We start from the raw sequence: 23,462 nt of genomic DNA on the forward strand, positions 1-23,462 counted from the left end.
AAGCCGCTAGTCGGGATACACAGGCTCCCCCAGGGTCTGCATCAGCCGGTTGGCCCAGGCGAACATTGCGATCGCGTGGGTGGCGTCCAGGATCTCCAGCGCGTCCAGGCCGGCCGCGCGCAGGGCGGCGATCTCGCGCGCGCCAGCCGACGGCGGTGTCGCGCTGAGGGCGACGGCATAGTCCACCAAGGCCCTCAGGCGCGGCGACAGGGGCGTGGCCACGCCTTCGTCGAGCAGGCGCCAGGCCGAGTCCCGGTCCTTGGCCAGTTGCACGAACAGGCGGGCGTGCACCGATGCGCAATACGGGCAACCGTTGACCCGCGACACGGCAACGGTGGACAGCTCGCGCTCGGCGCGCGGCAACCCGCCCTGGCCGTACATCACGGCGTTGAACAAACGCGAGCGCTCGCGCAAGGCATCGACATCGTGCAGCAAGGTCAGGTAGTACGGCGAGGTGCGGGCACTCGGCGTGCTTTCGTCGAGCACGGCCAGCTGCTGCGGCGTGGCCGTGGCTGCGTCCACCGTCGTGAGCCAGGACGCCCACTGCAGCTCCTGCAGCGTGAACCCCAGGGCAGTGACGGGCTCCCCCGCCGATGTGGCGACGGCGCTCATGCGGCCTCCCCGGCCAGCGCCTTCAGCCCGGCCAGCAGCCGCACCTGGAAGCTGGCATAGCTGACCAGCTGCGCCAGGCTCACGATGGCGCGATCGCTCAGGCCCTGGTCGCGCAAGGCCTGCAGGTGGGCGGGCTTCGCGTCGCGCGGGCGCAGAGTCAGCAGATCGGTGTGGGCAAGCAGCGCCTTCAGGCGTGGCGCCACCGAAGGCTTAGGCGCTTCGATCTGCTGCAGCGTAGCCTGGTCCACATCCAGCTTCTGCAAGGCCGCGCGATGCCGCGCAGCCAGTTTTTCGCTGTGGTTCAGCACGGCGACGCGCAGAGCCACGGCTTCGCGTTCGACCGCGGGCAGGTCGGCCCAGTCAGTTGGGCGCAGGAGCGCGTCGTCGCTGCCCTGCAGGAATTCCCGCACCTGCGGCCGCTGCGCGCGCAGGCGCGCCAACGCGGAACCCGGTCCGATGCCGGCGAGGGTGTCGATGGTGTCTGTGTCCGGGTTCTGGCTCATGCTGCCCTCCTTTGCGCGTCGTCGACGCTGTGATCATGGGTTTGTTCTTGCGCCTGACGGGCGGCCAGCACGCTGCGCCCCACCAAGCCCAGGGCCAGGTCGTCCTGCGGCGGCTGGAACAGGCCGGCGCGGGCATCGCGGAAATGGCGTTCCAGCACCAGGTCCCGCGTCAGGCTGAAGCCGCCGGCCACGCGCAGTGCCTGGTCGGTCACCTGGCAGACGGTGTTGGTGACGAACTGTTTGGCAGCCGCGATCTGCGGGCCGAGCCGCTCGCGTTCCTGGGGGTGGTCGGCCCAGCGCCGCGCCGTGGCGTACAGCAGAGCACGCGCCGCATCCAGCTGGATCGCGATTTGGCCGATGGTCTGCTGGACCTGCGCCAGGCTCGCGATGGCCTGCCCACCCAGGGCCGAAGGCTTGCGCCCGTTGGCGTAGTCCGCGGCCGCATCCAGCGCGCCCTGGCCTATGCCCAGGTACACGGCAACCAGGCTCAGCCACCAGCCGTTGGCCGGCGGCGGCGCCGGCTCGCCCACGCGCTGGCGCTCCACCACCCACTCGTCGGCCACGAACACATCGTGGAAGTGCACGTCGTCGCTGCCGCCGGCGCGCTGGCTCAGGTTGCCGGCCCAGGTCGGCTCGATGCGCAGGCCCCGGGCAGGCGCCTCGACGATGGCCCGCGCGACCTCGCCGCGTGGCGCTCCGTCGCTGGGCGGCAACTGGACCGCCACCAGCAGGTAGCGCAAGGCCGGCGCCGCCGTGACGAAGATCTTGTGGCCGTTGACGCGCCAGCCGCCGGCGACGCGGGTGGCGGTGGCCGCCGGCTTGCCGCCGCGCGAGATGCTGCCCAGGGCGGCTTCGGTCACCACCGAATTGGCGATGCCGCCTTCGCGCGCCAGGGTGGTGAAAAAGCGCTGCCGCACCGTCTCCGGCCAGCTGGGAAATTCCGCCTCACGGCCAATCACGTTGAGCAGCATGCCGACGCCGATGGCCGTCGCCGCGTCGTGCGCCGCCAACCGCTCCTGTGCCAGCACCATGTCGAACACGCTGGCGCCCTCGCCGCCATAAGCGCGCGGGATCGCCAGGCGCAGGTAGCCGGCCTCGTGCAGGCGCCGGTAGTGCGTGTGCGGGAAGCTGCCGTCGCGGTCGTGCTGGGCAGCGCCCTGGGCGAAACTGCGGCCCAGGCTGGCGGCCAGGTTGGCGATGCGCTGCTCGCGGGGCGTCCGTTCGAAGAGCTGGCTCATCCGCCTACCGCGCTACCGTTTTGGGAGCGGCCAGCGCCGATTTCACGGGGGCTAGAGGCAGATTTATTCAAGAATTCAGACTCTGCCAGCTCGAATTCAAGCAAGGCGCCGTGGGTGCGCGCGAGGTCCAGCGGGCCGCTGCGCTGGCCGGCGTCGGCGGTGCGCAAGACCAGACCGCTTGGCCCTTGGCCGCGCGTGCCCAGGCGCTGGGCCAGCGGCCGCGCGGGATGGCCCACCGCATGGCGCGGCGCCGTGAGCAGCAGCGCACTGGCGCCCAGGTTCACCACCGCCAGGTGGATATCGCCGCCGGGCAGCGTGACAGGCTGGCCGACCGTGGCCTTGTCACCAAGCAACGCGCGATAGCGCTCCAGCGAGGCCTCAAGGTCGTGCACGGCGATCGCCAGGCTGGCCACGCCTTGCGCGCCGTTGGGGTGGACGCGCGCGTCGCCTTCGGGCACGCGCAGCACGCGTGGCGTCAGATCACCGCAGAGGAAGGGCAGGTCCGGGGAGGGTGCGCGGGCGGTCTGCCAGTGCAGGCGCTCGCCATCGGGACGGACGCGGCCGCCGTCCAGTGGTCCCAGCAGTTGCAAGCCGCGCTGGCCGGCTTCGCGCACGGTGGTGGCGGTGTCTTGCGGCAGCAGCGCGAAGTCCACCAGGCCTTCGCCATGCGCTTGCAGCAGCTGCCACCAGCGCTCCTGCGGGGCCGGCTCGCGCCAGGCGATCAGCTCGAAGTAGCTGCCATCGGCAAACACGACCAGGGCGTTGTGCGTGCTGCGGCCGGGGTGTTCACCACCGCGCAGCACGTTGAAGCCCAGGGCTGCGTAGTCGGCGATGGCAGGTTCCAGGTCATGGACCGCGATGACGATGTGGTCGAGGATGAGGGACATGTGAAATCCTTGTGTTCAGGAAGCGGTGCTGGCGGCGCCGTCGCCCCCCAGGTAGGCATCGCGGATGCGGGCGTCGTCCAGCAACTGCCGCGCCGGTCCGGACAGAACGACGCGGCCGGTCTGCAGCACATAGCCATGTTGGGCGATCTGCAGCGCCAGGCTGGCGTTCTGTTCCACCATGAAGACGGAGATGCCCTGGCGGTTGATCTGCGCGATGAGCTCCAGCACCTTGTCCACGTAAAGGGGCGACAGGCCCATGGTGGGTTCGTCCATGCACAGCAGGCGGGGCCGCCCCATCAGCGCGCGCGCCATGGCCACCATCTGCTGCTCACCGCCCGACAGCGTGCCGGCCTGAAAGCCGATGCGCTCGGCCACGCGCGGGAACAGTTCCAGCATGCGCTCCAGGTCGCGCGCGACCTCACGGCTGTCGTTGCGCGCATAGGCGCCCATCAGCAGGTTTTCGCGCACGGTCATGGCGGGAAACAGGCGGCGCGCTTCGGGCACGGAGCCGATGCCGCGGCGGATGACCTGCGGCGTGGGCAGGCCCAGCGTGGACTGGCCATCGAACAGCACATCGCCCGAGCGCGGCCTGAGCAGGCCCAGCACCACTTTCATGGTCGTGCTCTTGCCACTGGCGTTGCCGCCCAACAGGCTGACGATCTGGCCGCTGCGCACCTGCAGGTCCACGTCGAAGTGAGCCTGCACCGGGCCGTAAAAACTGTTGACCTTGCGCAGTTCGAGCAGCGGCGCCGCGCTTGTGGACGCGGGGCCGGCGTGGTGGGCGTCGCCCCGCCGCTCATCGCGCGGCTCGCCCCAGGCGGTGGCAGGCGCCAGACCGGTACGCGCGACCGTGACGACGGCGCTCATACAGCCACCGCCTCGGCGACCACGGCCGCTCCCACGTGGCGGTGGCCGAGGTAGGCCTCGATCACGGCGGGATCACGCCGCACCGCGTCCGGCAGGCCTTGGGCGATCTTGCGACCGTCGTCCAGCACCACCACACGGTCCGACAGCTGCATCACCAAGTCCAGCTTGTGTTCGATCAGCAGGATGCTTTGCCCGCCCTCCTTGAGCTTGCGGATCAGTTCCAGCATCTGCGCCGTTTCGCTTTCGTTCATGCCAGCCGTGGGTTCGTCCAGCAGCAACAGGCGCGGGCGCAGTGCGAGCGCGCGGGCGATCTCCACGCGGCGGCGGTTGGCGTAGGACAGGCTGTACGCGGGGTGGTCGATGCGCGGAGCGAGGCGCTCGCCAAACAGCGCGATGATCGCCAGCGCATCCTCGCGCAAGGCGAGCTCCTCCCGCCGCACGGCAGCCGGCTGTAGCAGCGCCAGTCCCAGTTCGGCCACCGCGCCCAGGCCGGGCACGCCACCCAGACGCGGCTTGACGCTGCGCAAGCGGGTGTGGGCGCCGACCAGCACGTTGTCCAGAACGCTGAGGTTGGCGAAGACCCGGCCGTGCTGGAAGGTGCGGGCCAGCCCCAGCCGCGCCAGCTGTTCGGCCGGCAGGCCAGTGACGTCGCGGCCGTCGAAGACCACGCGACCCGCATCGGGCTGGTCCAGGCCGGTCACCAGGTTGAACAAGGTGGTCTTGCCGGCACCGTTGGGGCCGATCACGCTGACCAGCTCGCCCTCGTCCACAGCCAGGTCCACGTTGTTGACGGCCGTCAGGCCGCCGAAGCGCCGGCTCAGGCCCGTGATCTCAAGCAGCGAGGGCATCCTCTGCCTCCTGCTTGCCAGCTGCGGGCGCGGGCCGCGAGTTGAGCAGCTTCACTTCGGCGCGGATCTGCTGCGGGTTGCGCAGCAGATTGAGGATGGGGCAGTTGCGCTCCACCGCCTCGAACAGCGCGTCGATGTCGGCGCGGCTGGCCGGCGAGTCGATGTGCACGGTATAGCCAATAGCATGGGGCCAGATCGGCGTGGCCTCATGCCCCGGGCTGCCGGCGCGCGGGTCGATGGTGCCGCTGACCTCCACCTCCAGGCTTTCCAGCGGGATCTTCCGCTCGGCGGCGTGGATCAGGAAGATGTGGGTGACGCAGCTGCCCAGCACGCCCAGCTGCAGCTCGGGCGAACTGGGTCCCAGGTTGTAGCCGGCGAAGTCGGGCGGGCTGTCGCTGATGACCTGGTGGTCGCGGATGCGGATACGCCGCACACCGCTGCGGCCCTCCGCGCTGACCTTGGCTTTGAGTTGCAGCGGTTGCGCCGTCCCGCTGTCGATGGCGCTCTGGCGCGCCAGCACCGCGCTGCGTTTCTGGGACAGGTAGTCGTTGAGATCGCTCATGGTTTCCTTGGGGTCAGACGGTGCCCAGCAGGCCTTGCGGGCGGAAGCGGATCAGCAGCAACAGGGCGGCGCCGTAAATCAGCATGCGGTACTCCGCGGCCACGCGGAACAGCTCGGGCAGGCTCACCAGGGCCACCGCGCCCAGCAGGGCGCCGCTGATGTTGCCCAGGCCGCCCAGGATCACCATGGTCAGCGCCAGGATGGAGATCTGCGAGGTGAAGGTCTCGTGGTTGATGTAGGAGTACAGGTGGGCCGTGAAGGCGCCGCTCACGCCCGCGGCAAAGCCACCGAAGCCGAAGGCCAGGGCCTTGTAGCGGTCGGGGCTGACACCGTAGGCGCGTGCCGCCACTTCGTCATCGCGCACAGCCCGGAAGGTGCGGCCCAGATGCGAGCGCAGCAGCCGCCATTGCAGCAAGGCCAGCAAGACCAGGGCGCCCAGCGCCGCCCAGTAGAAGGCGTTGTTGGACGAGGCGTCCTGGCCGAACAGGGACAGGGGCGGAATGCCAGAGACACCGATCGGCCCGCGGGTCACGCTCTCCCAGTTCAGGATGGTCAGGGCCACGATCTCGCCGATGCCCAGGGTGGCGATGGACACGTAGTGCCCACGCAGGCGGAAGGCCGGGAAGATCAGCGCGGTGCCCACCAGCGAGGTGACGAAGCCGGCCAGCACGATGCTGGTGCCCACCGGCAGCTTCAGGTCCAGCACCAGCAACGAGGAGGCATAGGCGCCGATGGCCAGCAGGCCCGCATGGCCCAGCGACACCTGACCGATGGTGCCGGCCACCAGCGTGAGGCTCAGAGCCAGCGCCGCGTACAGCCAGGAGCTGGTGAGCGTCTGCAGGATGTAGGGTGAAGGATCGAACAGCGGCAGCACCACGGCGGCGGCCAACAAGCCCGCCAACAGCCAGCGCGGCACGGGCCAGGGCCGGCTGGGTGCGATGAAGGTGCCGGTCAGCGGTTCCGGCGGTAGCGCCCGCTTGCGGCCGAACAGGCCGTTGGGCTTGAGCACCAGGATCAGCAGCAGCAGCGCGAAGGCGAACAGGTTGCGATACGGCGTGCCCAGCAACGCCACCCCATAGCTTTCGATCAGGCCCAGCAACAGGCTGCCGACGATGGCGCCCGGCACGTTGCCCACACCGCCGACGACCGTGGCGACCACGCCCTTGAGCGTGGCCTGGAAACTCATGGCCGGACTGATGTTGTTGTAGTACATGCCCACCAGCAGGCCGGACAAGCCGCCCAGGGCCGAGGCGATGGCAAACACCGCCTGGTTGACGCGGTTGACGTCCACGCCCATCTGCTGCGCGGCGTCGCGGTCCTGCGCCGTGGCGCGCACCGCCCAGCCCAGCTTGGTGAAGCGCAGAAAACCGAACAGCACGGCGGCACTGGCCAGGCCGATGCCGGCGATCAGCAGATCCAGCGCGCCGATGGTGCCGGTTCCCAGTTGCAGGCGCCAGGCCGGCAACTGCGTGGGCAAGGCACGCGGGTCGGGGCTGAAGACCAGTTGCACCAGGATGTCCAGCACGAAGCTGATGCCGATGGTGGCCAGCAGCGGCGCGATGCGGGGGGCACCCTGCAAAGGTCGCAGGCCCACGCGCTCGATCAGCATGCCCAGCGCGCCCGAACCCAGCACCACCAGGGCGATGGTGACGGGCAGGGGCGTGTGCAGGTAGGTGATCGATGCCCAGCCGATGTAGGCGCCGACCGTGTAGACAGAGCCGTGCGCGAAATTGATCAGATGGGAGACGCCGAAGATCAGCGCCAGCCCGACCGCCAGCAACGCGTAGATGTTGCCGATGATCAGGCCGTTGACCGTGTAGTCAAAAAAGGAAGTGAAGCTCATGCGCCCTGCGGTTGTGGTGAATCAGCGGGCCGACGCGACCGCGGCCTTGCGGTCGGCCAGGGCCCACTTGCCGTCCTTGACAACCAGGTCGATGCTCTTGACGCCGACCACGCGCCGCGTCTGCGGATCGAAGCTGGCTTTGCCGAAGATCACGCTGGGCACGTCCTTGATCTTGTAGAAGGCGTCGCGCACCGCCTTGCGGTCGGCACCTGGGCCAGCCTGGCGCAAGGCCGCGGCGGCGTACTGGACTGCGTCGTAGGCATAGGCGTTGAAGGCGTCCGGCTCCTTGCTGTACTTGGCGCGGAAGGTCTGGACAAAGTGCTGCACCTCGGCGCGCGGCTCATCCGGGAAGAACGCGGTGTTGGTGTAGATGCCGTTGACGGCAGCGGCGCCGAGCTCGATGAACTTGGGCGAATAGACAGATCCCACCGCCGCGATGGGCTGCTGCAGGCCGACGCTGCGCACCTGGCCGGCGATGAGGGCGCCGTCGGGGTAGTAGGAGATCAGCACCACGCCGTCCGGGTTGGCGTCGCGCACGCGCACCAGGGTCGAGCGGAAGTCCTTCTCGTCGCTCTGGTAGCCCTCAGCCACCACCACCTGGGCGCCGCGTTCGGCGGCGGCCTTGGCGAACACGTCCTTGCTGGTGCGGCCCCAATCGGTGTTGAGGAACAGCACCGCGATGCGCTTGAAGCCCAGCGTCTTCACGGCCAGGTCGGCCAGCAGCGGCTGCGCGTCGGCCTGGCTGATGGACGGGCTCCAGATGTAGTCGCCGCCCTTGGTGAAGTCGGGGTGGGAGTTGGTGAATCCCAGCTGCACCAGGCCGGCGCGCTGGTAGATGGGCGATGCTGCCATCGAGGCCGGGCTGGAGAAGTCGCCCAACTCGATCAGCACGCGCTTGTCGTTGACGAACTTCTGCGCGATGCCAACCGACTGGCGCGGGTCGCTCTGGCTGTCCTCGAAGCTGTAAGCCAGCGGCCGGCCGTGGATGCCGCCGGCGGCATTGATGTGCTCCAGAGCCAGGTCGAAGCCGGCCTTCCATTGCGCGCCGTACTGTGCGTTCTGGCCGGTCAGCGGGCCGCTGACGCCGAAATGGACAGGCTCACCCGAGGCGGGCGCGGCGAAGGTGGCGAGCGGGGCGGCCAGCAGGGTCGCGGCCAGGCCGAGGAGGAAGTGTTTGCGATGCAGCATGTGGTGTTTCCTGAATGAACGGGAGCATTCATTCTTCGCGCACCACGCCGAAAACGGAACGAACAAAAACAAGTTTGCATATGAGGCAAAGAGCGCTGTGCGCCATCTATGCCGTGTGCGCTGCGTTCTGATCGGCTGGCCTGGTCAGGCCCGCGGCTTTCCAGCCCAAGGCCGGCGCAATCCGGTCGCGCACATCCGCCAGGATTTGCCGGTAGTCCTCGTGCGGCAGGCTGTAGGGAAGTTCGAGCCGCAACTCGCTCACCTCGCGCAGCACAGGATCGGCATGCAGTGCTTCCAGGATCTCGTCGGAGCTGCCCACCAGGTCGGGTGCGAACACGGTCCTGCGCTCGCCCTGTGGCGCGAATGTGCGCTCGCGCCGGCTCTGGGCGAAGGCCAGGTAGTTGCGGCGCGAGACTGTGTCGGCGCTGTCCAGCGGAACGATGACGCGCCCCAGGGCGACACGGGGCCGGTGCGCTTGGGTCCAGCGGTCGCGGTAGGCGGCCAGCTGGCGCTGCTGTGCCGTGTGGAAATCGTCCGTGTCCTCGCCGGCCGTGAGGTTGCCGATCAGTAGATGAAAGCCCTGGCTGCCTGCCCAGGTGGCCGAGCGCAGGGAGCCCGCGCCGTACCACAGCCGCGTGTCCAGTCCCGGCGCGTGCGGCCTGAGCCTGGGGCGTTGCTCCCCGGCCGGCGACTGCAGCAAGACGCTCTCATCGCCCAGCAGTTCGCCGCTGAGATTGGCACGCAGTCGCGCCACGCGGGCATGGCTGAAATCCACTGTGTCCGGGTTGCCATCGAACAGCCGCTCGCCCAGCAAGGGGCCGAACGGTGGCGCGCCGGCGCTCAGTCCAACCTGGAGCCGGCCGCGCGACAGCGCGTCCACCGTGGACAGATCCTCGGCCAGGCGGAACGGGTTCTCGTAACCCATTTGCAGCACAGCCACGCCCAGGCCAATCGCGCGGGTGCGCTGGCTGGCCGCAGCCAGGAAGGTCGCGGCCGACGACACGGAGCGCTCCAGGTGGCGCTGGCGCACCCAGGCGCTGTCAAAGCCCAGGGCTTCGCCATGGGCGAAGAGCTGCAGGTGCTCCTCCAGGCCGTTGGAAGCGTTGTCCTCGTCGTAGTTGCCGGGCGCGAGAAAGGCCAGGTGGGACAGGCTCATGCGCCGCTTCAATACTTGGGCAGGCCGGGCGGATTGGTCTCGGCACGCGCGAGCGCCTCTTCCCCGAGCTTCCAGCGCGCCAGCGTCTGTGCGTACTTGCCGTTGGCGATCAGCCCGTTGGCGGCGATGGTGAGCGCGTCGGCCAGGCCGCTGTCCTTGCGGGTGGTGATGGCCACGTCGGACTTGAGCGGCCAGCCGGCATTGACCGTGCCGGCCAGGCGGATGGCACCATCCTTGGCCGCATGGTAGGCCTGCGGCGCGTTCGGGTTGAAGTTGGCGTGGGCGCGGCCGGTGGTCACGGCCAGGATGCGCGCCGCATCATCGTCGAAGTAGATCACGTTCACCGGCTTGAGGCCGGCGGTGGTGTTCTGCTTGTTCCACTGCAGCAGGATGCGTTCCTGGTTGGTGCCCGGGGCTGTCACGATGGTCAGGCCGGCAATGTCGCGCGGCTCGCGGATGGCCTTGATCGGACTGTCGGCGCGCACGTAGAAGCCGTGCAAGCCCAGCCTGTAGGTGGAGAAATCGAATTTCTCCTTGCGCAGCTCCGTCACGCCCACGTTGGAGATCACCGCGTCGTACTTGCCCGAGCTCAGCCCCAGCGGCCAGTCGGCCCAGGCAATGGGCTGCAGGTCGAGCTTCAACCCGAGGGCATCGGCCACCAGCAGCGCGAAGTCCGGGTCGAAGCCCACCACGGTTTTGGCGTCGGTCGCATAGGTGGCGATCGGCGGAGCAAACGGTGCGATCGCGACCGTGAGCACGCCTTCCTTGACGAACTTGAAGTCCTTGGGGATGGCCTTGACCGCCTCGGCGTCACGGGCGGCGCGGACGCGACCGGCCTGCTGCGGACTGAAATCGAACTGGTCGGCGGCGAAGGCGGGTGCACCGGCGAGGGCCAGGCTGGCGGCGGACGCGGCGATGATGCGGATGAATTTGCGCATGGCGGGCTTTCTCACTTCTTGGGCAGGCCGGGCGGGTTGGTGCGCGCCACCTGGATGGCCTCGGATTGCAGGTTCCAGCGCTCGAGCGCCTTGGTGTAGTTGCCGTTCTTGATCTGGGTGTTGAACGCCACCGTGACCGCCTCGGCGATGCCCGATCCCTTGCGCGAGGTCACGGCGATCTCGGCGTTTTGCGGCCAGCCGCCCGAGAAGGCCCCGACCAGCCGGGTCTTGCCGTCGCGCGCGTTGTGGGCGGCGATGCCATTGGGGGCGAGGTAGGCGTCGGCACGGCCGGAGGCCAGGGCCAGGTAGAGCACGACATCGTCGTCGTAGTACTGGATCTCCACCGGCTTGAGGCCGGCGGCGATGTTCTGCTGGTTCCAGCGCAGCAGGATCTGCTCCTGGTTGGTGCTGGCGCCGACGATGACCTTCAGGCCCGCCACGTCCTTGGGCTCCTTGATGGAAGTGATCTTGCTGGCGGTCGGCACGTAGATGCCCAACTGGTCATTGCGGTAGGTGGAGAAGTCGAACTTCTCCTTGCGCTCCTCAGTCACCGTCACGTTGGAGATCACCACGTCGAACTTGCCCGACTGCAGGCCCAGCGGCCAGTCGGCCCAGGCCACCGAGACAAGTTCGAGCTTGCGGCCCAGGCTATCGGCCACCAACTGCGCGATATCGGGCGCGTTGCCCACCGGCGTCTTGTTGTCCAGCGCGTAGGCGCCGAACGGCAATCTCCCGGTGGTCGTCCCCACGGTCAACACACCATCCTTGGCAAATTTGAAGCCGGGATGGAGCAGCTTGAGCGCTTCGGCAACCGGTTGCGAACGGGGCCGGCTGGCTTGTTCCGGGCTGAGGTCGGGTGCCTGGGCCAGGGCCGCGGTCGGCACGGTGGAGGCAAGAAGCGCGAGCGCGCCCAGGGCAGCAAGGGCATGGCGTCGAAAAGACATGGTGGGGACTCCTTTGGGTGGTTTGAATGGCGGGGGCTCACAGCACTTTGGCCAGGAACTCCGCCGTGCGTGGATGGGATGGCGCGCTGAACACCTGGTCGGGCGTCCCTGTCTCCAGGATGCGGCCGCGTTCCATGAAGACGATGGTGTCGGCCACTTCGCGGGCAAAGCCGATTTCGTGGGTGACGATGAGCAGCGTGGTGCCGGAGCGGGCCAGTTCCTTGATCACGTCCAGCACCTCGCCCACCAGTTCCGGGTCCAGGGCCGAGGTGGGCTCATCGAACAGCAGGACCTTGGGCTGCAAGGCCAGCGCACGGGCGATGGCCACGCGCTGCTGCTGGCCGCCGGACAGCTGGCGCGGATAGGCATGGGCCTTGTCGCTCAGGCCAACACGGGCCAGCAGTTCCAGCGCCAGGGCTTGGGCCTGCGCCTTGTCGGTGCGGCGCACCGTGACCGGTGCGATCACGATGTTTTCCAGCACGGTCAGGTGCGGGAACAGGTTGAAGTTCTGGAACACCATGCCCACGTCGACACGGCGCGCCAGGATGTCCTTTTCACCCAGCTCGTACAGCGTGCCGGCATCCTGGCGGTAGCCGATCAGCTCGCCGTCAATGGCGATGAAGCCGCCATCGACGCGTTCCAGGTGGTTGATGGAGCGCAGCAGCGTGGACTTGCCCGAACCCGATTGGCCGAGGATGACCGTCACGCTGCCGGCGCGCACGGACAGCGTGACCTCGTCCAGCACCTTGAGCGAGCCATAGCTTTTGGACACGCCATGGACGGTGACTTCGCCGCCCTTGTTGGCGTTGCTTGTCCAGCGCGCCGCCGGCGTGGCCACCGGTGCGCTCGCCGCTTGCGGCGCGCTGCCAGCCGGACGTGCCGGCCAGAGCCGGCGCACCAGCCCGGCAAACAGCGCCGGGGGCGGGTTGCGCAGGGCGCCGCGCGAAAAGCGGCGTTCGACCTGGTGCTGGACGATGGACAACACGCTGAGGATGACCAGGTACCAGACCGTCGCCACCATCAGCAGGGGAATCACCTCGAGGTTGCGCCGGTAGATGATCTGGATCGTGTAGAACAGCTCGGGCAGCGCCAGGATGTAGACATTGGATGTGCCCTTGGCCAGGCCGATGATGTCGTTGAAGGCCGTCAGCAAGATGGTGCGCATGGCCTGCGGCAGCACGATGCGAAAAGCCTGGATGCGGCGCGGCAGGCTCAGCGCAGCGGCCGCCTCGTGCTGGCCCTGGTCCACCGACAGGATGCCGCCGCGCACGATTTCCGAGGCGAAGGCGGCCTGGTTGAGCGTCAGCCCGATCAAGGCGGCCGCAAAGGGGCTGATCAGCTGCGTGGTCGGCCAGGAGAAGAAACTCAGGTCGGTGAAGGGGATGCCGATGTCGATGGTGGCGTACAGGTAACCCAGGTTGTTGACGATCAGCAGCAGCACGATGATGGGCACCGAGCGGAACAGCCAGATGAAGGTCCAGGACAGGCCGCTGAGCAAGGGTGAACGCGATACGCGGGCCAGCGCCAGCGCCGTCCCCAGCAGGAAGCCGAACAGCGCGCCCAGCGCCGTCAGCAGCAGTGTGCGGCCCAGCCCGGCCAGCACCGGCTCGGCAAAGAACCACTCGGCAAAGATGCCCCAGCCCCAGCGGGGGTTGGTGAACACCGAGTGCAGCAGCATCGCGATGATGAGCAGGGAGACCACGGTGCCGATCGTGCGGGCCGGGTAGCGCGCCGGCACCACCTGGAAGTGCGAGTAGTCGCCTTTGACCCGGGCTGGCTGCGGCGCCGGCTCCGGCGCGTGGCTTGCGGCGCCTGCGGCGCCAATGACTGTGGTGTTCATGCGTTCGCCGGTTCAGTGCTGTGCTGGCGCACAGCGATCAGTTTTTCAAAAGCAAGCTTGCGCGGCAGCTCGGCGCTTTGCGTGGTGTCGAACAACGCCTTGTAGCCCTGGCCCAGGTACAGGGCGACCGCCTCGGGCTGGCGAAAGCCGGTGGTGAGGTAGATGCGGCTGTAACCCTGGCGCAGGGCCTGGGCTTCGAGTTCCTTGAGCACCCGCAGCGCCAAGCCCTGGCGGCGCAGTCCCGAATGGGTCCAGACCCGCTTGAATTCGGCCGTGTGCGCGTCGTAGCGCTTGAAGGCGCCGCCGCTGATGGCCTGGCCATCGCGCAGCAGCAGCAGGAAGTTGCCATCCGGCGCAGCGAAGTCCTGCGGCGGGTACTTCTCCATTTCGCGCGGGCCAGGCTCCAGGTCGTAGAACTCGCCGTAGCGCCGCTCGTACTCCTGGGTGAGCTCCTCGATCAGGGGCCGGGCCCGGGGGTCCAGCGGTGTGGTGTAGACGAAGGCGTCGCTCATTGCAAGTCTCCTGGCAGGCGGGGTCAGGCGAGAAAACGCTCGGCCAGCCGGGTCCAGTAACTGGCGGCGGGCGCGAGGATGGCATCGTTGAAGTCGTAGCCGGGGTTGTGCAGCGAGGGCCCGGCGCCGTTGCCGAAGAACAGGTAGCTGCCGCGCTTGGCTTGCAACATGTTGGCGAAGTCCTCGCTGGCTGCGCGCGGCTGGAAGTCGCGCTCCACCAGGGCCTCTCCAAAGGTGTCCTGCGCCAGCTGGCGGGCCAGCTGCGTCTCTTCGGCGTGGTTGACCACCGCCGGGAAACCCCACTGGTAGTCGACCTCGGCGACGGCGCCGAAACTTTCGGCCTGCGCACGCGCCAGCGCGGGGATGCGCTCCTTGAGCAGCGCCCGCACTTCGGGGCGGAAGGAACGCACGGTGATCTTCAGTTCCACGCTGTCGGGAATGACGTTGGAGGCGGAACCGCCGTGGATGGAGCCCACGGTCACCACGCCTGCGTCCAGGGGATTGAGGTTGCGCGACACGATGGTCTGCAGCGCGGTGATCAGGTGGGCGCTGACGACCACGGGGTCGACGGTTTCGTGCGGCGCGGCACCGTGGCCGCCCTTGCCCCGCACCGTGATGCGGGCCTGGTCGACCGAGGCCATGGCCGGGCCGGTGACGCAGCCGATGTGGCCGACGCCGACATTGGGCCAGTTGTGCAGACCATAGACCGCGTCGCAAGGGAAGCGCTCGAACAGGCCTTCGGCAATCATCTTGGCGGCGCCGGCGCCGATTTCCTCGGCCGGCTGGAAGATCAGATGCACGGTGCCGTCGAACTCACCGCCTTCGGCCAGGCAGCGTGCCGCCGCCAGCAGGATCGCCGTGTGGCCATCGTGGCCGCAGGCATGCATCACCCCGGGGTGCACGCTGGCGTAGGACAGGCCGGTGGTCTCCTGGATGGGCAGGGCATCCATGTCGGCGCGGATGCCCAGGCTCTTGCTGCCCTGGCCGCGCCGGAGGCTGGCCACCACGCCGGTGCCGGCCACGCCGCGCGTCACCTCGTAGCCCCAGCCCTCCAGATGGCCGGCGACGATGCCGGCCGTGCGATGCTCCTGGAACGACAGCTCGGGGTGCTGGTGCAGGTCCCGGCGCAGGGCAATGAATTCATCGGCAAAGCCAAGGATGCGCCCCTCGATGCGCGCGTTGTCGCGCCCGGGGGCAGTGGACACTTGCGCGTCCATCACGCGGCCTTCAACGGCGCCACGGCATCTGCGGGCTGCGCTGCGTAGCGGCTTGGCTTGCGCGGCAGGCCCAAATGGTCGCGCAGCGTCTGCCCTGGGAGTTCGCGCTGGTAGCGGCCCAGTGCCTCCAGTTCCGGCAGCACGAAGGCGATGAAGTCATCCAGGCCCTGCGAGAGCACAGGGAAGCCCAGGATGAAGCCGTCGGCCGCGCCTTCGTCGATCCAGTGGATGATCTGCTGCGCCACCTGTTTGCCCGTCCCCACAAACTGCGAGCGCGGCGTCGCCGCTTCCAGCGCCGTCTGGCGCAGGCTCAGACCGCGCGCCTTGGCTTCGGCCTTGATCCTGTCGGTGGTCGAGCGGAAGCTGTTGCGGCCGATCTCCCCCAGTTCGGGAAAGGGTGCATCCAGCGGGTACTGACTGAAATCGTGGTGGTCGAAGTAGCGGCCCAGATAGGCCAGAGCCTCGTCGATGGTGATGAGTTCGCGGATGGCGCGGTACTTGGCTTCCGCCTCTTCCTGCGTGGCCGCAACGATGGGGCCGATGCCGGGGAAGATCTTCACGTCCGCGGCCTGGCGCCCCTGGGCGACCGCACTGGCCTTGACCTGGCCAAGAAAGCTGCGGGTCTCCGCCAGCGAGGGCGAGTGCGTGAACACCGCATCGGCATATTTGCCCGCCAGGCCAATGCCCGCGTCCGACGAGCCGGCCTGGAAGATCACCGGCTGGCCTTGCGGCGAGCGGCCGATGTTGAGCGGCCCCGCCACCTCGAAGAAGCGGCCCTTGTGGTCCAGCGTGTGCAGCTTGCTGCGCTCGAAGAACTGGCCGGTCTCGCGGTTGCGCACGACGGCGTCGTCGTCCCAGCTGTCCCACAGGCCCTGGGTGACGGCCAGGTACTCGTCGGCGATCTCGTAGCGCAAGGCATGGTCCGGGTGCTGGCGACTGTAGTTGCTGGCGCTGCCTTCCAGCGGCGTGGTCACCACGTTCCAGCCGGCCCGGCCCTTGCTGATCAGGTCCAGCGATGCGAACTGCCTGGCGACGGTGAAGGGGTCGCTGTAAGAGGTCGAGATGGTGCCGGCCAGGCCAATCTTCGAGGTCGCAACGGCCAGCGCCGACAAGATGGAGATGGGCTCGAAGCGGTTGAGGAAATGCGGGATCGACTTCTCGTTGATGTAGAGCCCGTCGGCGACGAAGGCAAAGGCGATGCCCGCCGCCTCAGCCTTCCTGGCCGTGGCGATGTAGAAGTCCAGGTTCACGCTGGCGTCCGCCGGACCGGCAGGATGCTTCCACGCGTTCATGTGGCTGCCGGCGCCTTGCAGCATCAGGCCGAATGGGATGGGTTGTTTGCTCATGGCTTGTCTTCGGGCGGTCAGGCTGCCAGGGCCTGCGCGGTCTTGTGCGCAGCCGCCAGCAATTCAATGGATGCGAGGCGCTCTGCGAAGCCGGCAACCGGCGTGTCGATGACGAATTCGCGGATACCCCAGCGCTGGTGCAGCGCGTCCAGCTCGGCGCGCACATGGTCGGCGGTGCCGGCAATCACGTAGGGCCGCTGCTCCTCGGTGCGAAAGTCCGTGACGCCGGTTTGCCGGGCGAACTCGACGGCGCCCTCCAGGCTGGGAAGGTTGAAGCTTTGGCCGGTGGGCAGATGCAGCTTGTAGATGCGCAGCCCCTGCACCAGCTTCTCGGCCTGCTCCTGCGTCTGGGTCGCAAGAGCAAACAGGGCCAGCGCCGGCGGCCGGCCCGTGGCCTTGCGGTAGGCGGCGATCGAAGCCTCGATGTTGTCCGCGTCGCCGTTGAAATGCCCGGCATAGACGAAGTCCCAGCCCAGGCGCGCCGCCAGTGCCGCGCTTTGCGGGCTGCCGCCCAACAGCCAGCGCTGGGGGAGCTGCCCGGGCTGCGGCGTTGCCACGGCGCCGGCCAGCGGATGGCCGTCCGGCACAAAGCCATGGAGGAAGGCATCGAGTTGCGCCAGCTGTGCGTCGAAGGCGGGTTTGCGGTCCGGGTCATGCAGCGCCTGCAGCGCGCGGGTGGTCAATGGCATGCCACCGGGCGCCTTGCCCACGCCCAGGTCCACACGGCCTGGCGCAAGAGCTTCGAGCAGCCGGAAGACTTCGGCGACCTTGTAGGGGCTGTAGTGCTGCAGCATCACGCCGCCCGACCCGACACGGATGCGGGAGGTCTTGGCCAGAATGTGGGCCACCAGGATCTCGGGCGCGGGACCGGCGTAGACCTTGCTGCCATGGTGCTCGGCGACCCAGTAGCGGTGGTAGCCCAGCTGCTCTGCCCGCTGTGCCAGCTTGACGGTGTGCGCAAGCGCCTGCTGTGCGCTGGCGGCTTCAGGGATGGGACTCTTGTCGAGCAGGGAGAGGAGGTAGGTCATGCCATCGTGAAGTAAGCCCGGCGCAACCGCCGGGCATTGACTTCGCAATTTACGCAGTGACCGCGGAGCCGCCAACGAAGAAAACCGAGAATGCTTTCTCGTTCTTCGCCGGTGCGCTCAGGCGCTCTGCGCGTCGGCCTCGATCAGCTCGCCTGCCACTGCACGGTCCACCGCGGCGCGGGTGAGGGTGGGGGCGAACGACTCGATGAAGGAATAGACAAAGCCGCGCAGCCATGCACCGCGCGGAAATGCCAGCCGCGTGAGGTTCACTTCGAACAGATGGCCAGCATCGAGCGCGCGCAGGGTGCGGTCGCGTTCCGCGTCGAAGGCCATCGAGGCGATGATGCCCACGCCCATGCCCAGCTCGACATAGGTCTTGATCACGTCGGCATCCATGGCACTGAGCACGATGTTGGGCTGCAGATCGCGCCGGGCGAAGGCCTCGTCGATGTGGGCCCGGCCGGTGTAGCCGCTTTCGTAGGTGATGATGGGGTAGCGGGCCAGTTGCTCCAGCGAGACAGGGCCGGGCTCGTCCAACAGCGGGTGGCCCGGTGGCACCACCAGCATGTGGGTCCAGCGGTAGCTCGGCAAAGCCACCAACTGGTCGTACTGCGCCAGCGCCTCGGTGGCGATGCCGATGTCGGCCTCGCCTGACAGCAGCATGGCGGCAATCTGCTTGGGCGAACCCTGGTGCAGCACCAGCGTGACGCGGGGAAACAGCTGGCGGAAGTCTCGCACCACCGGTGGCAAAGCGTAGCGTGCCTGGGTGTGGGTGGCTGCAATCGCCAGCCGCCCGACGGCCTGCGCCGAAAAGTCCTGGCCCACCCGCTTGAGGTTCTCCGCCTCGACCAGCAGGCGCTCGAGAATGGGCAGGGCCACCTCGCCGGGCGGCGTCAACTGCGTGAGCCGCTTGCCGGCGCGCACGAAGATGTCCACACCCAGCTCGTCTTCCAGCTCGCGGATCTGCCGGCTGACGCCTGGCTGGGAGGTGTGCAGGAGATCGGCCACCTCGGTGAGGTTGAACCCTGAGCGTGCCGCTTCCCTGACGGCTCGCAGCTGCTGGAAGTTCATGCCTCAGCGGTCCCGCAGCCAGCGCGCCCAGCGGTCGCCGCCCAATTGCACCAGCGAGACCAGGACGATCAGCGCGGCGATGACCAGGACCATGACCTGGGTGTCGAAGCGCTGGTAACCATAGCGGATGGCCAGGTCGCCCAGGCCGCCCGCGCCCACCGCGCCGGCCATGGCGGACGAGCTGATCAGCGCCACCAGGGTGATGGTGAAGCCGCCCACGATGCCGGGCAAAGCTTCGGGCAGCAAGACATGGCGCACGATCTGCCACTTGCGGCAGCCCATGGCCTGGGCCGCCTCGATCAGGCCAGGATCGACTTCGCGCAGGCTCACCTCCGCGATGCGCGCGAAGAACGGCGTGGCACTGATGGCCAGGGGCACGATGGCGGCCCAGACACCGATGGTCGTTCCCGCCACCAGCCGCGTGAAGGGGATCAGCGCCACCAGCAGCACGATGAAGGGCGTGGCCCGGAAGCCGTTGACCACGCTGCCCACCGCGCGGTGGATGCGCGGCGACACCAGGAAGCCGCCCGGCGCGGTGACGATCAGCAGCACCGCCAGCGGGATGCCGGCGATGAAGGCGATGCTGGCGGACACGCCCACCATCATCAGCGTGTCGGCCAGGGCCTGGGTGTAGCGCTCAAAGGGGATGCTCAGCGTCAGCGACATGGCCGATCACCTCGATGGAATGGGCGATGGCCTGTGGGCCTTGCACCAGGGGTTGAAGATCGGGCAAGGCCACCGTGCCGGGAACGGCAAGCAGCAAGCGGCCCAGGGCGTGGCCGCGGATGCGGTCCACGCCGCCGTGCAGCAGCCGCACCGGGCTGCGCAACGCGGCGGCGATATGGGCAAAGTCGGGTTCCAGCTGGTCTTCCCCGCTGTAGGACAGGCGAAGGATGCGGTGGTAGCCGCCCTCGGCCGGCGGCTCCGGCCGCAGCCATGCCTGCAGGTCGTCCGGCAGGCCGTGCTGCAGCGGCGCCAGCAGCGCGCGCGTGGCCGCATGGACAGGCGCGCCAAAAACCTTCCAGACCTCACCGAGTTCGGCCGTGCGGCCCTGCTCCAGCACCAGCACCTGGTCGGCGATCTCGCGGATGACGCTCATCTCGTGCGTGATCAGGATGATGGTCAGGCCCAGGCGCCGGTTGATGTCGCGCAGCAACTGCAGGATGGAGTGCGTGGTCTCCGGGTCCAGCGCCGAGGTGGCCTCGTCGCACAGCAGGATCTCCGGCGCCGTGGCCAGCGCCCGGGCGATGCCCACCCGCTGCTTCTGGCCGCCGGACAGGCGGGCCGGCCGCACGTCCTGCTTGTCCTGCAGGCCAACCAGCTCCAGCAGCTCGGTGACGCGCTGGTGGATTTGCGCCGGCCGCGCACCCGACACCCGCAGCGGCAGTGCCACGTTCTCGTACACCGTCTTGGCCGACAGCAGGTTGAAGTGCTGGAAGATCATGCCGACGCGCCGGCGCAGTGTGACCAGTTCTTCCTCGCCGAGGCTGGCCACGTCCACACCGTCGACCAGCACGCGGCCCGAGCTCACCGACTCCAGCCGGTTGACGGTGCGCAACAGGCTGGACTTGCCCGCCCCGCTGCGGCCGATGATGCCGAAGATGCTGCCCGGCGGCACGGCGACGCTGATGTCCTGCAAGGCTTCGACCGGCCCTGCGGCCGAGTGATAGACCTTGCCCACCTGGTCGAACACGACCGACCCCGTCCCGCGCTGCGGCTCACCGGCAAGCGCGTCGGCTGCAGTCTTTTCCGGCAGGGCCGCCGGGACCCTGTCCCACGGTGCGTTGCGCAGGGCGGCCGAGGCGCTCATTTTTGCGTCCAGACCAGGCTGTACAGGCGCTTGTCGCCGGCGAAGGCCTTGTCGATGGCGGCCTTGACCGCGTCGGACTCCTGGAAAATCTTGATGAACTTCTGGATCACAGGGTCTTTGGTGCGGGTGTTCTTCACCACGAACTGGATGGCGAAGCGCGCGTCCTCGATGCCGGAGTAGACCAGGCCGCTGGACGGATCGAAGGCCTTGGAGGCCACGATGAAGTGCGGATAGCCCTGGGCGATGTCCACGTCGCCGGTGATGCGCACCAGCTGCGGGCCTTCAACCTCGACGAAAGTCAGCTTCTTCGGGTTCTCGACGATGTCGTTGATGCTGCCCAGAAAGCCCACGTTGGGCTTGAGCTTGATGAAGCCGGCCTTTTGCAGCAGCAGCAGGCCGCGGCCCTGGTTGACCGGGTCGTTGGCGATGCCGACCTTGCCGTTGGCGGGAATGCCGGCCAGGGTCTTGTGCTTGAGCGAGTACAGGCCGATGTTGGACAGGAAGCTCACGCCGGCGCTGGCAAGCTTGAAGTTGTTCTTGGCGACCGCGTTGTCCAGGAAGGGCTGGTGCTGGAAGAAATTGATGTCCAGGTCGCCCGCGTCCACCGCCACATTGGGCGTGGTCCAGTCGGTGAGCTCGGTGATGCTGACCTCGATGCCCTGGGCCTTGGCTTCCTTGACGACGGCGCCGATGGCGTCGGCATAGACGCCCGGCAGGACGCCGATCTTGAGCTTGTCGGCGGCATGGGCCGTGAACACGGTGGCGGCGGAAAGAACCGCGATGAGAAGGCGTGAAAGTTTCATGGTGGTATCTGCTTGAATGAAGATGGAAGACGCCTCAGGGCTTGGGCAGCCAGGGCAGCGAATAGAACTTGTCGTTGCCGGCGTAGGCGGCATGGATGCGCTGGCGCACGGCAGGCGACTCCTGGTAGATGCGGATGAACTGCTGCAGGCGCGGATCCCGTGCGTTGTCCTGGCGCGAGACGAAGTGGATGGCCCAGCGCACATCCTCGCTGCCCGTGTAGAGCAGGCCGTTCCTGGCGGCGATGTCGGCCTTTCCCGCTGCAACGTAATGCGAGGTCACGCCCTGCGCCAGATCCACGTCTTCGAGCGAGCGCACCAGCTGCGGCCCTTCGATTTCCACCAGCTTGAGCTTCTTCGGGTTGGCGACGATGTCGGCAACCGTGGCCTTGGCGCCCGCGCCCTCGCGCAGCTTGACCAGGCCGGCGCGCTCAAGCAGCAACAGGCCGCGGCCCTGGTTGGCCGGGTCGCTGGCGACCGCGACACGGGCGCCTTCCTTGAGCTCGTCGAAGCGCTTGACCTTGAGCGAAAACAGGCCCTGGTTGGGCAGCAGACCGGGCGCGACGACCGCGAACTTGTAGCCTCTGTCCTTGACCGCGTTCTCCAGGAAGGGCAGGTGCTGGAAGTAGTTGGCATCCAGGTCGCCGGCCTGCAGGGCGGTGTTGGGGCCGGTCCACTCGGTGAACTCGACCACCTTGACCTCCAAGCCCTGTTTGCGGGCTTCCTGCGCCGCGGTCTCGATCGAGTCGGCGATGGCGCCCGGCGTCACGCCGATGCGCAAGGGCAGTGCCTGTGCGGAAGCGAAAGCGCTGACGGTGGCCACCATGGTGGCCAAAAGGATGTGACGCAACTTCATGCCTGCTCCAGGATGCGCATGGCTTGGGATTGGGAATGGCGGAACTGGGCTGCCGCGTGGCTGGCCGGCAAGCGGTCGCCGGCGCCGAGCAGCCGCTGGCGCAGCGTGCCCTCGGCGTAAGCGGTCTTGTAGACACCGCGCCCCTGCAATTCGGGGATGACGATGTCGATGAAGTCCTCGTAGCTTTCCGGCACGACGGTGCGGCTGAGGTTGAAGCCGTCGATATCTGTCTCGTCCATCCAGGACTGGAGCTCGTCCGCCACATGCTGCGCATCCCCGACGATGGCCGGGTAGCGGCCGCCCAGCTCAAACAGCTCCAACAGCTTGCGCCGCGTCCAGCCCTGCTGCTGCGCGGTGCGGGTGGCCGATTCGATGGCGTTGGTTGGCGAGTAGTCCACCGGCGCGTCCAGGTCGTACTGGCCGAAGTCGATGCCGGTGCTGGCGGCGAAGTGGGCCAGCCCGGCCTCGCGGCTGGCGTACTCGCGGTAGTCCAGATACTTGTCGCGGGCCTCGGCGGCGGTCCTTCCGGGCACCACGGCCGCGCCCATGAAGACCTTGATGTCATCGGGCCGGCGGCCGGCGCGGACCAGCTCCTGGCGCAGCGTCGCCACCATCTTGCGCGCTGCCTCCTTGTTGGGCGGGGAGATGAAGACGCATTCGGCATGGCGCGCGGCAAAGCGCTGGCCCCGGCCCGAGCTGCCGGCCTGGAACAGCACAGGCGTGCGCTGCGGCGAGGGCTCAGCCAGGTGGTGACCCTCGACGTTGAAGTAGCGGCCGTGGTGCACTACCTTGTGCACCTTGGACGGGTCGGTGAACACGCGCGCCGCCTTGTCGCGCCGGACGGCGCCGTCCTCCCAGCTGCCCTCCCACAACTTGTAGAGCACTTCCAGGTATTCGTCGGCGCGGTCGTAGCGCTCGTCGTGCGGCAGCTGCTCGCTCAGGCCCATGGCGCGCGCCGCGCTGTCCAGATAGCCGGTGACGATGTTCCAGCCGATGCGCCCGCCGGTCAGGTGGTCCAGTGTGGAGAAGCGCCGTGCCAGCAGGTAGGGCTGCTCGTAGCTGAGGTTCACCGTCACGCCGAAGCCCAGCTTCTGGGTGACGGCCGCCATCGCGGACACCAGGACGATGGGGTCGTTCACCGGCAACTGGATGGACTCGCGCAGCGTCGTGTCGACGTTGCCCTGGTAGACGTCGTAGACGCCCACGATGTCGGCGATGAACAGGCCGTCGAACAGGCCCCGCTCCAGCGTGCGCGCCAGGTCCGTCCAATAGGGCAAGGTGTTGTAGTTGGCCGAGCGATCACGCGGATGGGCCCACAGGCCGTGGTTGATGTGGCCCACGCAGTTCATGTTGAAGGCGTTGAGCAGGATCTGTTTCTTGCTTGTCATGGAAGGCC

General features: G+C 68.1%; 23 protein-coding genes. All 23 read right to left on the reverse strand.

Features of this window, described 5'->3' with window-relative positions:
• Positions 1-6: 6 nt before the first annotated feature.
• The gene (locus Q0632_RS06260; RefSeq protein WP_298925863.1) at positions 7-612 is read right to left on the reverse strand and encodes a peroxidase-related enzyme; all 606 of its coding nucleotides are present in this window, start codon (positions 610-612) and stop codon (positions 7-9) included.
• Positions 609-1,115, reverse strand: coding sequence for a CMD domain protein (locus Q0632_RS06265; RefSeq protein WP_298925866.1), 507 nt, complete (start codon positions 1,113-1,115; stop codon positions 609-611). Before Q0632_RS06265 ends, Q0632_RS06260 begins: the two co-directional genes overlap by 4 nt.
• The gene (locus Q0632_RS06270; RefSeq protein ID WP_298925869.1) at positions 1,112-2,353 is read right to left on the reverse strand and encodes an acyl-CoA dehydrogenase family protein; all 1,242 of its coding nucleotides are present in this window, start codon (positions 2,351-2,353) and stop codon (positions 1,112-1,114) included. The genes Q0632_RS06265 and Q0632_RS06270 overlap by 4 nt, the downstream gene beginning before the upstream one ends.
• Positions 2,350-3,240, reverse strand: coding sequence for a VOC family protein (locus Q0632_RS06275; protein ID WP_298925872.1), 891 nt, complete (start codon positions 3,238-3,240; stop codon positions 2,350-2,352). Before Q0632_RS06275 ends, Q0632_RS06270 begins: the two co-directional genes overlap by 4 nt.
• A gap of 15 nt (positions 3,241-3,255) precedes the next feature.
• The gene (locus Q0632_RS06280) at positions 3,256-4,107 is read right to left on the reverse strand and encodes an ABC transporter ATP-binding protein (RefSeq protein ID WP_298925875.1); all 852 of its coding nucleotides are present in this window, start codon (positions 4,105-4,107) and stop codon (positions 3,256-3,258) included.
• Positions 4,104-4,955 (reverse strand): ABC transporter ATP-binding protein, encoded by an 852-nt coding sequence (locus Q0632_RS06285; RefSeq protein WP_298925878.1) that lies wholly within the window; start codon positions 4,953-4,955, stop codon positions 4,104-4,106. Before Q0632_RS06285 ends, Q0632_RS06280 begins: the two co-directional genes overlap by 4 nt.
• Complete coding sequence (locus Q0632_RS06290; protein WP_298925881.1) at positions 4,939-5,517, reverse strand: OsmC family protein; 579 nt, start codon at positions 5,515-5,517, stop codon at positions 4,939-4,941. The genes Q0632_RS06285 and Q0632_RS06290 overlap by 17 nt, the downstream gene beginning before the upstream one ends.
• Positions 5,518-5,530: 13 nt before the next feature.
• Positions 5,531-7,360 (reverse strand): ABC transporter permease, encoded by a 1,830-nt coding sequence (locus Q0632_RS06295; RefSeq protein ID WP_298925884.1) that lies wholly within the window; start codon positions 7,358-7,360, stop codon positions 5,531-5,533.
• A 21-nt stretch (positions 7,361-7,381) separates the two neighbouring features.
• On the reverse strand, positions 7,382-8,548 hold the full coding sequence (locus Q0632_RS06300; RefSeq protein ID WP_298925887.1) for an ABC transporter substrate-binding protein: 1,167 nt from the start codon (positions 8,546-8,548) through the stop codon (positions 7,382-7,384).
• Positions 8,549-8,654: 106 nt separating this feature from the next.
• Entirely contained in the window at positions 8,655-9,704 is a 1,050-nt protein-coding gene (locus Q0632_RS06305) for an LLM class flavin-dependent oxidoreductase (protein WP_298925890.1), read from the reverse strand.
• 8 nt (positions 9,705-9,712) lie between these two features.
• Positions 9,713-10,642, reverse strand: coding sequence for an ABC transporter substrate-binding protein (locus Q0632_RS06310; protein WP_298925895.1), 930 nt, complete (start codon positions 10,640-10,642; stop codon positions 9,713-9,715).
• Positions 10,643-10,653: 11 nt separating this feature from the next.
• Positions 10,654-11,586: an ABC transporter substrate-binding protein gene (locus Q0632_RS06315; RefSeq protein WP_298925897.1), complete on the reverse strand. Its 933-nt coding sequence runs from the start codon at positions 11,584-11,586 to the stop codon at positions 10,654-10,656.
• A gap of 37 nt (positions 11,587-11,623) precedes the next feature.
• Entirely contained in the window at positions 11,624-13,426 is a 1,803-nt protein-coding gene (locus Q0632_RS06320; protein WP_298925899.1) for an amino acid ABC transporter permease/ATP-binding protein, read from the reverse strand.
• Positions 13,423-13,938, reverse strand: coding sequence for a GNAT family N-acetyltransferase (locus tag Q0632_RS06325; protein ID WP_298925902.1), 516 nt, complete (start codon positions 13,936-13,938; stop codon positions 13,423-13,425). Before Q0632_RS06325 ends, Q0632_RS06320 begins: the two co-directional genes overlap by 4 nt.
• A 23-nt stretch (positions 13,939-13,961) precedes the next feature.
• Complete coding sequence (locus Q0632_RS06330) at positions 13,962-15,110, reverse strand: M20 aminoacylase family protein (protein ID WP_298926043.1); 1,149 nt, start codon at positions 15,108-15,110, stop codon at positions 13,962-13,964.
• Between the two features lie 44 nt (positions 15,111-15,154).
• Positions 15,155-16,501: an LLM class flavin-dependent oxidoreductase gene (locus Q0632_RS06335; RefSeq protein WP_298925905.1), complete on the reverse strand. Its 1,347-nt coding sequence runs from the start codon at positions 16,499-16,501 to the stop codon at positions 15,155-15,157.
• 17 nt (positions 16,502-16,518) lie between these two features.
• Complete coding sequence (locus tag Q0632_RS06340) at positions 16,519-17,529, reverse strand: LLM class flavin-dependent oxidoreductase (protein WP_298925908.1); 1,011 nt, start codon at positions 17,527-17,529, stop codon at positions 16,519-16,521.
• Positions 17,530-17,646: 117 nt separating this feature from the next.
• On the reverse strand, positions 17,647-18,600 hold the full coding sequence (locus tag Q0632_RS06345; RefSeq protein WP_298925911.1) for a CysB family HTH-type transcriptional regulator: 954 nt from the start codon (positions 18,598-18,600) through the stop codon (positions 17,647-17,649).
• A gap of 3 nt (positions 18,601-18,603) precedes the next feature.
• Complete coding sequence (locus Q0632_RS06350) at positions 18,604-19,266, reverse strand: methionine ABC transporter permease (RefSeq protein ID WP_298925914.1); 663 nt, start codon at positions 19,264-19,266, stop codon at positions 18,604-18,606.
• Entirely contained in the window at positions 19,238-20,410 is a 1,173-nt protein-coding gene (locus Q0632_RS06355; protein WP_298925916.1) for a methionine ABC transporter ATP-binding protein, read from the reverse strand. The genes Q0632_RS06350 and Q0632_RS06355 overlap by 29 nt, the downstream gene beginning before the upstream one ends.
• The gene (locus Q0632_RS06360) at positions 20,407-21,213 is read right to left on the reverse strand and encodes a MetQ/NlpA family ABC transporter substrate-binding protein (protein ID WP_298925919.1); all 807 of its coding nucleotides are present in this window, start codon (positions 21,211-21,213) and stop codon (positions 20,407-20,409) included. Before Q0632_RS06360 ends, Q0632_RS06355 begins: the two co-directional genes overlap by 4 nt.
• Before the next feature lie 34 nt (positions 21,214-21,247).
• Positions 21,248-22,066 carry a MetQ/NlpA family ABC transporter substrate-binding protein gene (locus Q0632_RS06365; RefSeq protein WP_298925922.1) on the reverse strand — a complete coding sequence of 273 codons (819 nt, stop codon included), beginning with the start codon at positions 22,064-22,066 and terminating at the stop codon, positions 21,248-21,250.
• Entirely contained in the window at positions 22,063-23,454 is a 1,392-nt protein-coding gene (locus Q0632_RS06370; RefSeq protein WP_298925925.1) for an LLM class flavin-dependent oxidoreductase, read from the reverse strand. The genes Q0632_RS06365 and Q0632_RS06370 overlap by 4 nt, the downstream gene beginning before the upstream one ends.
• Between the last annotated feature and the right edge of the window lie 8 nt (positions 23,455-23,462).

The organism is uncultured Ramlibacter sp. (assembly GCF_936925435.1).
Taxonomy (GTDB): Bacteria; Pseudomonadota; Gammaproteobacteria; order Burkholderiales; family Burkholderiaceae_C; genus Ramlibacter.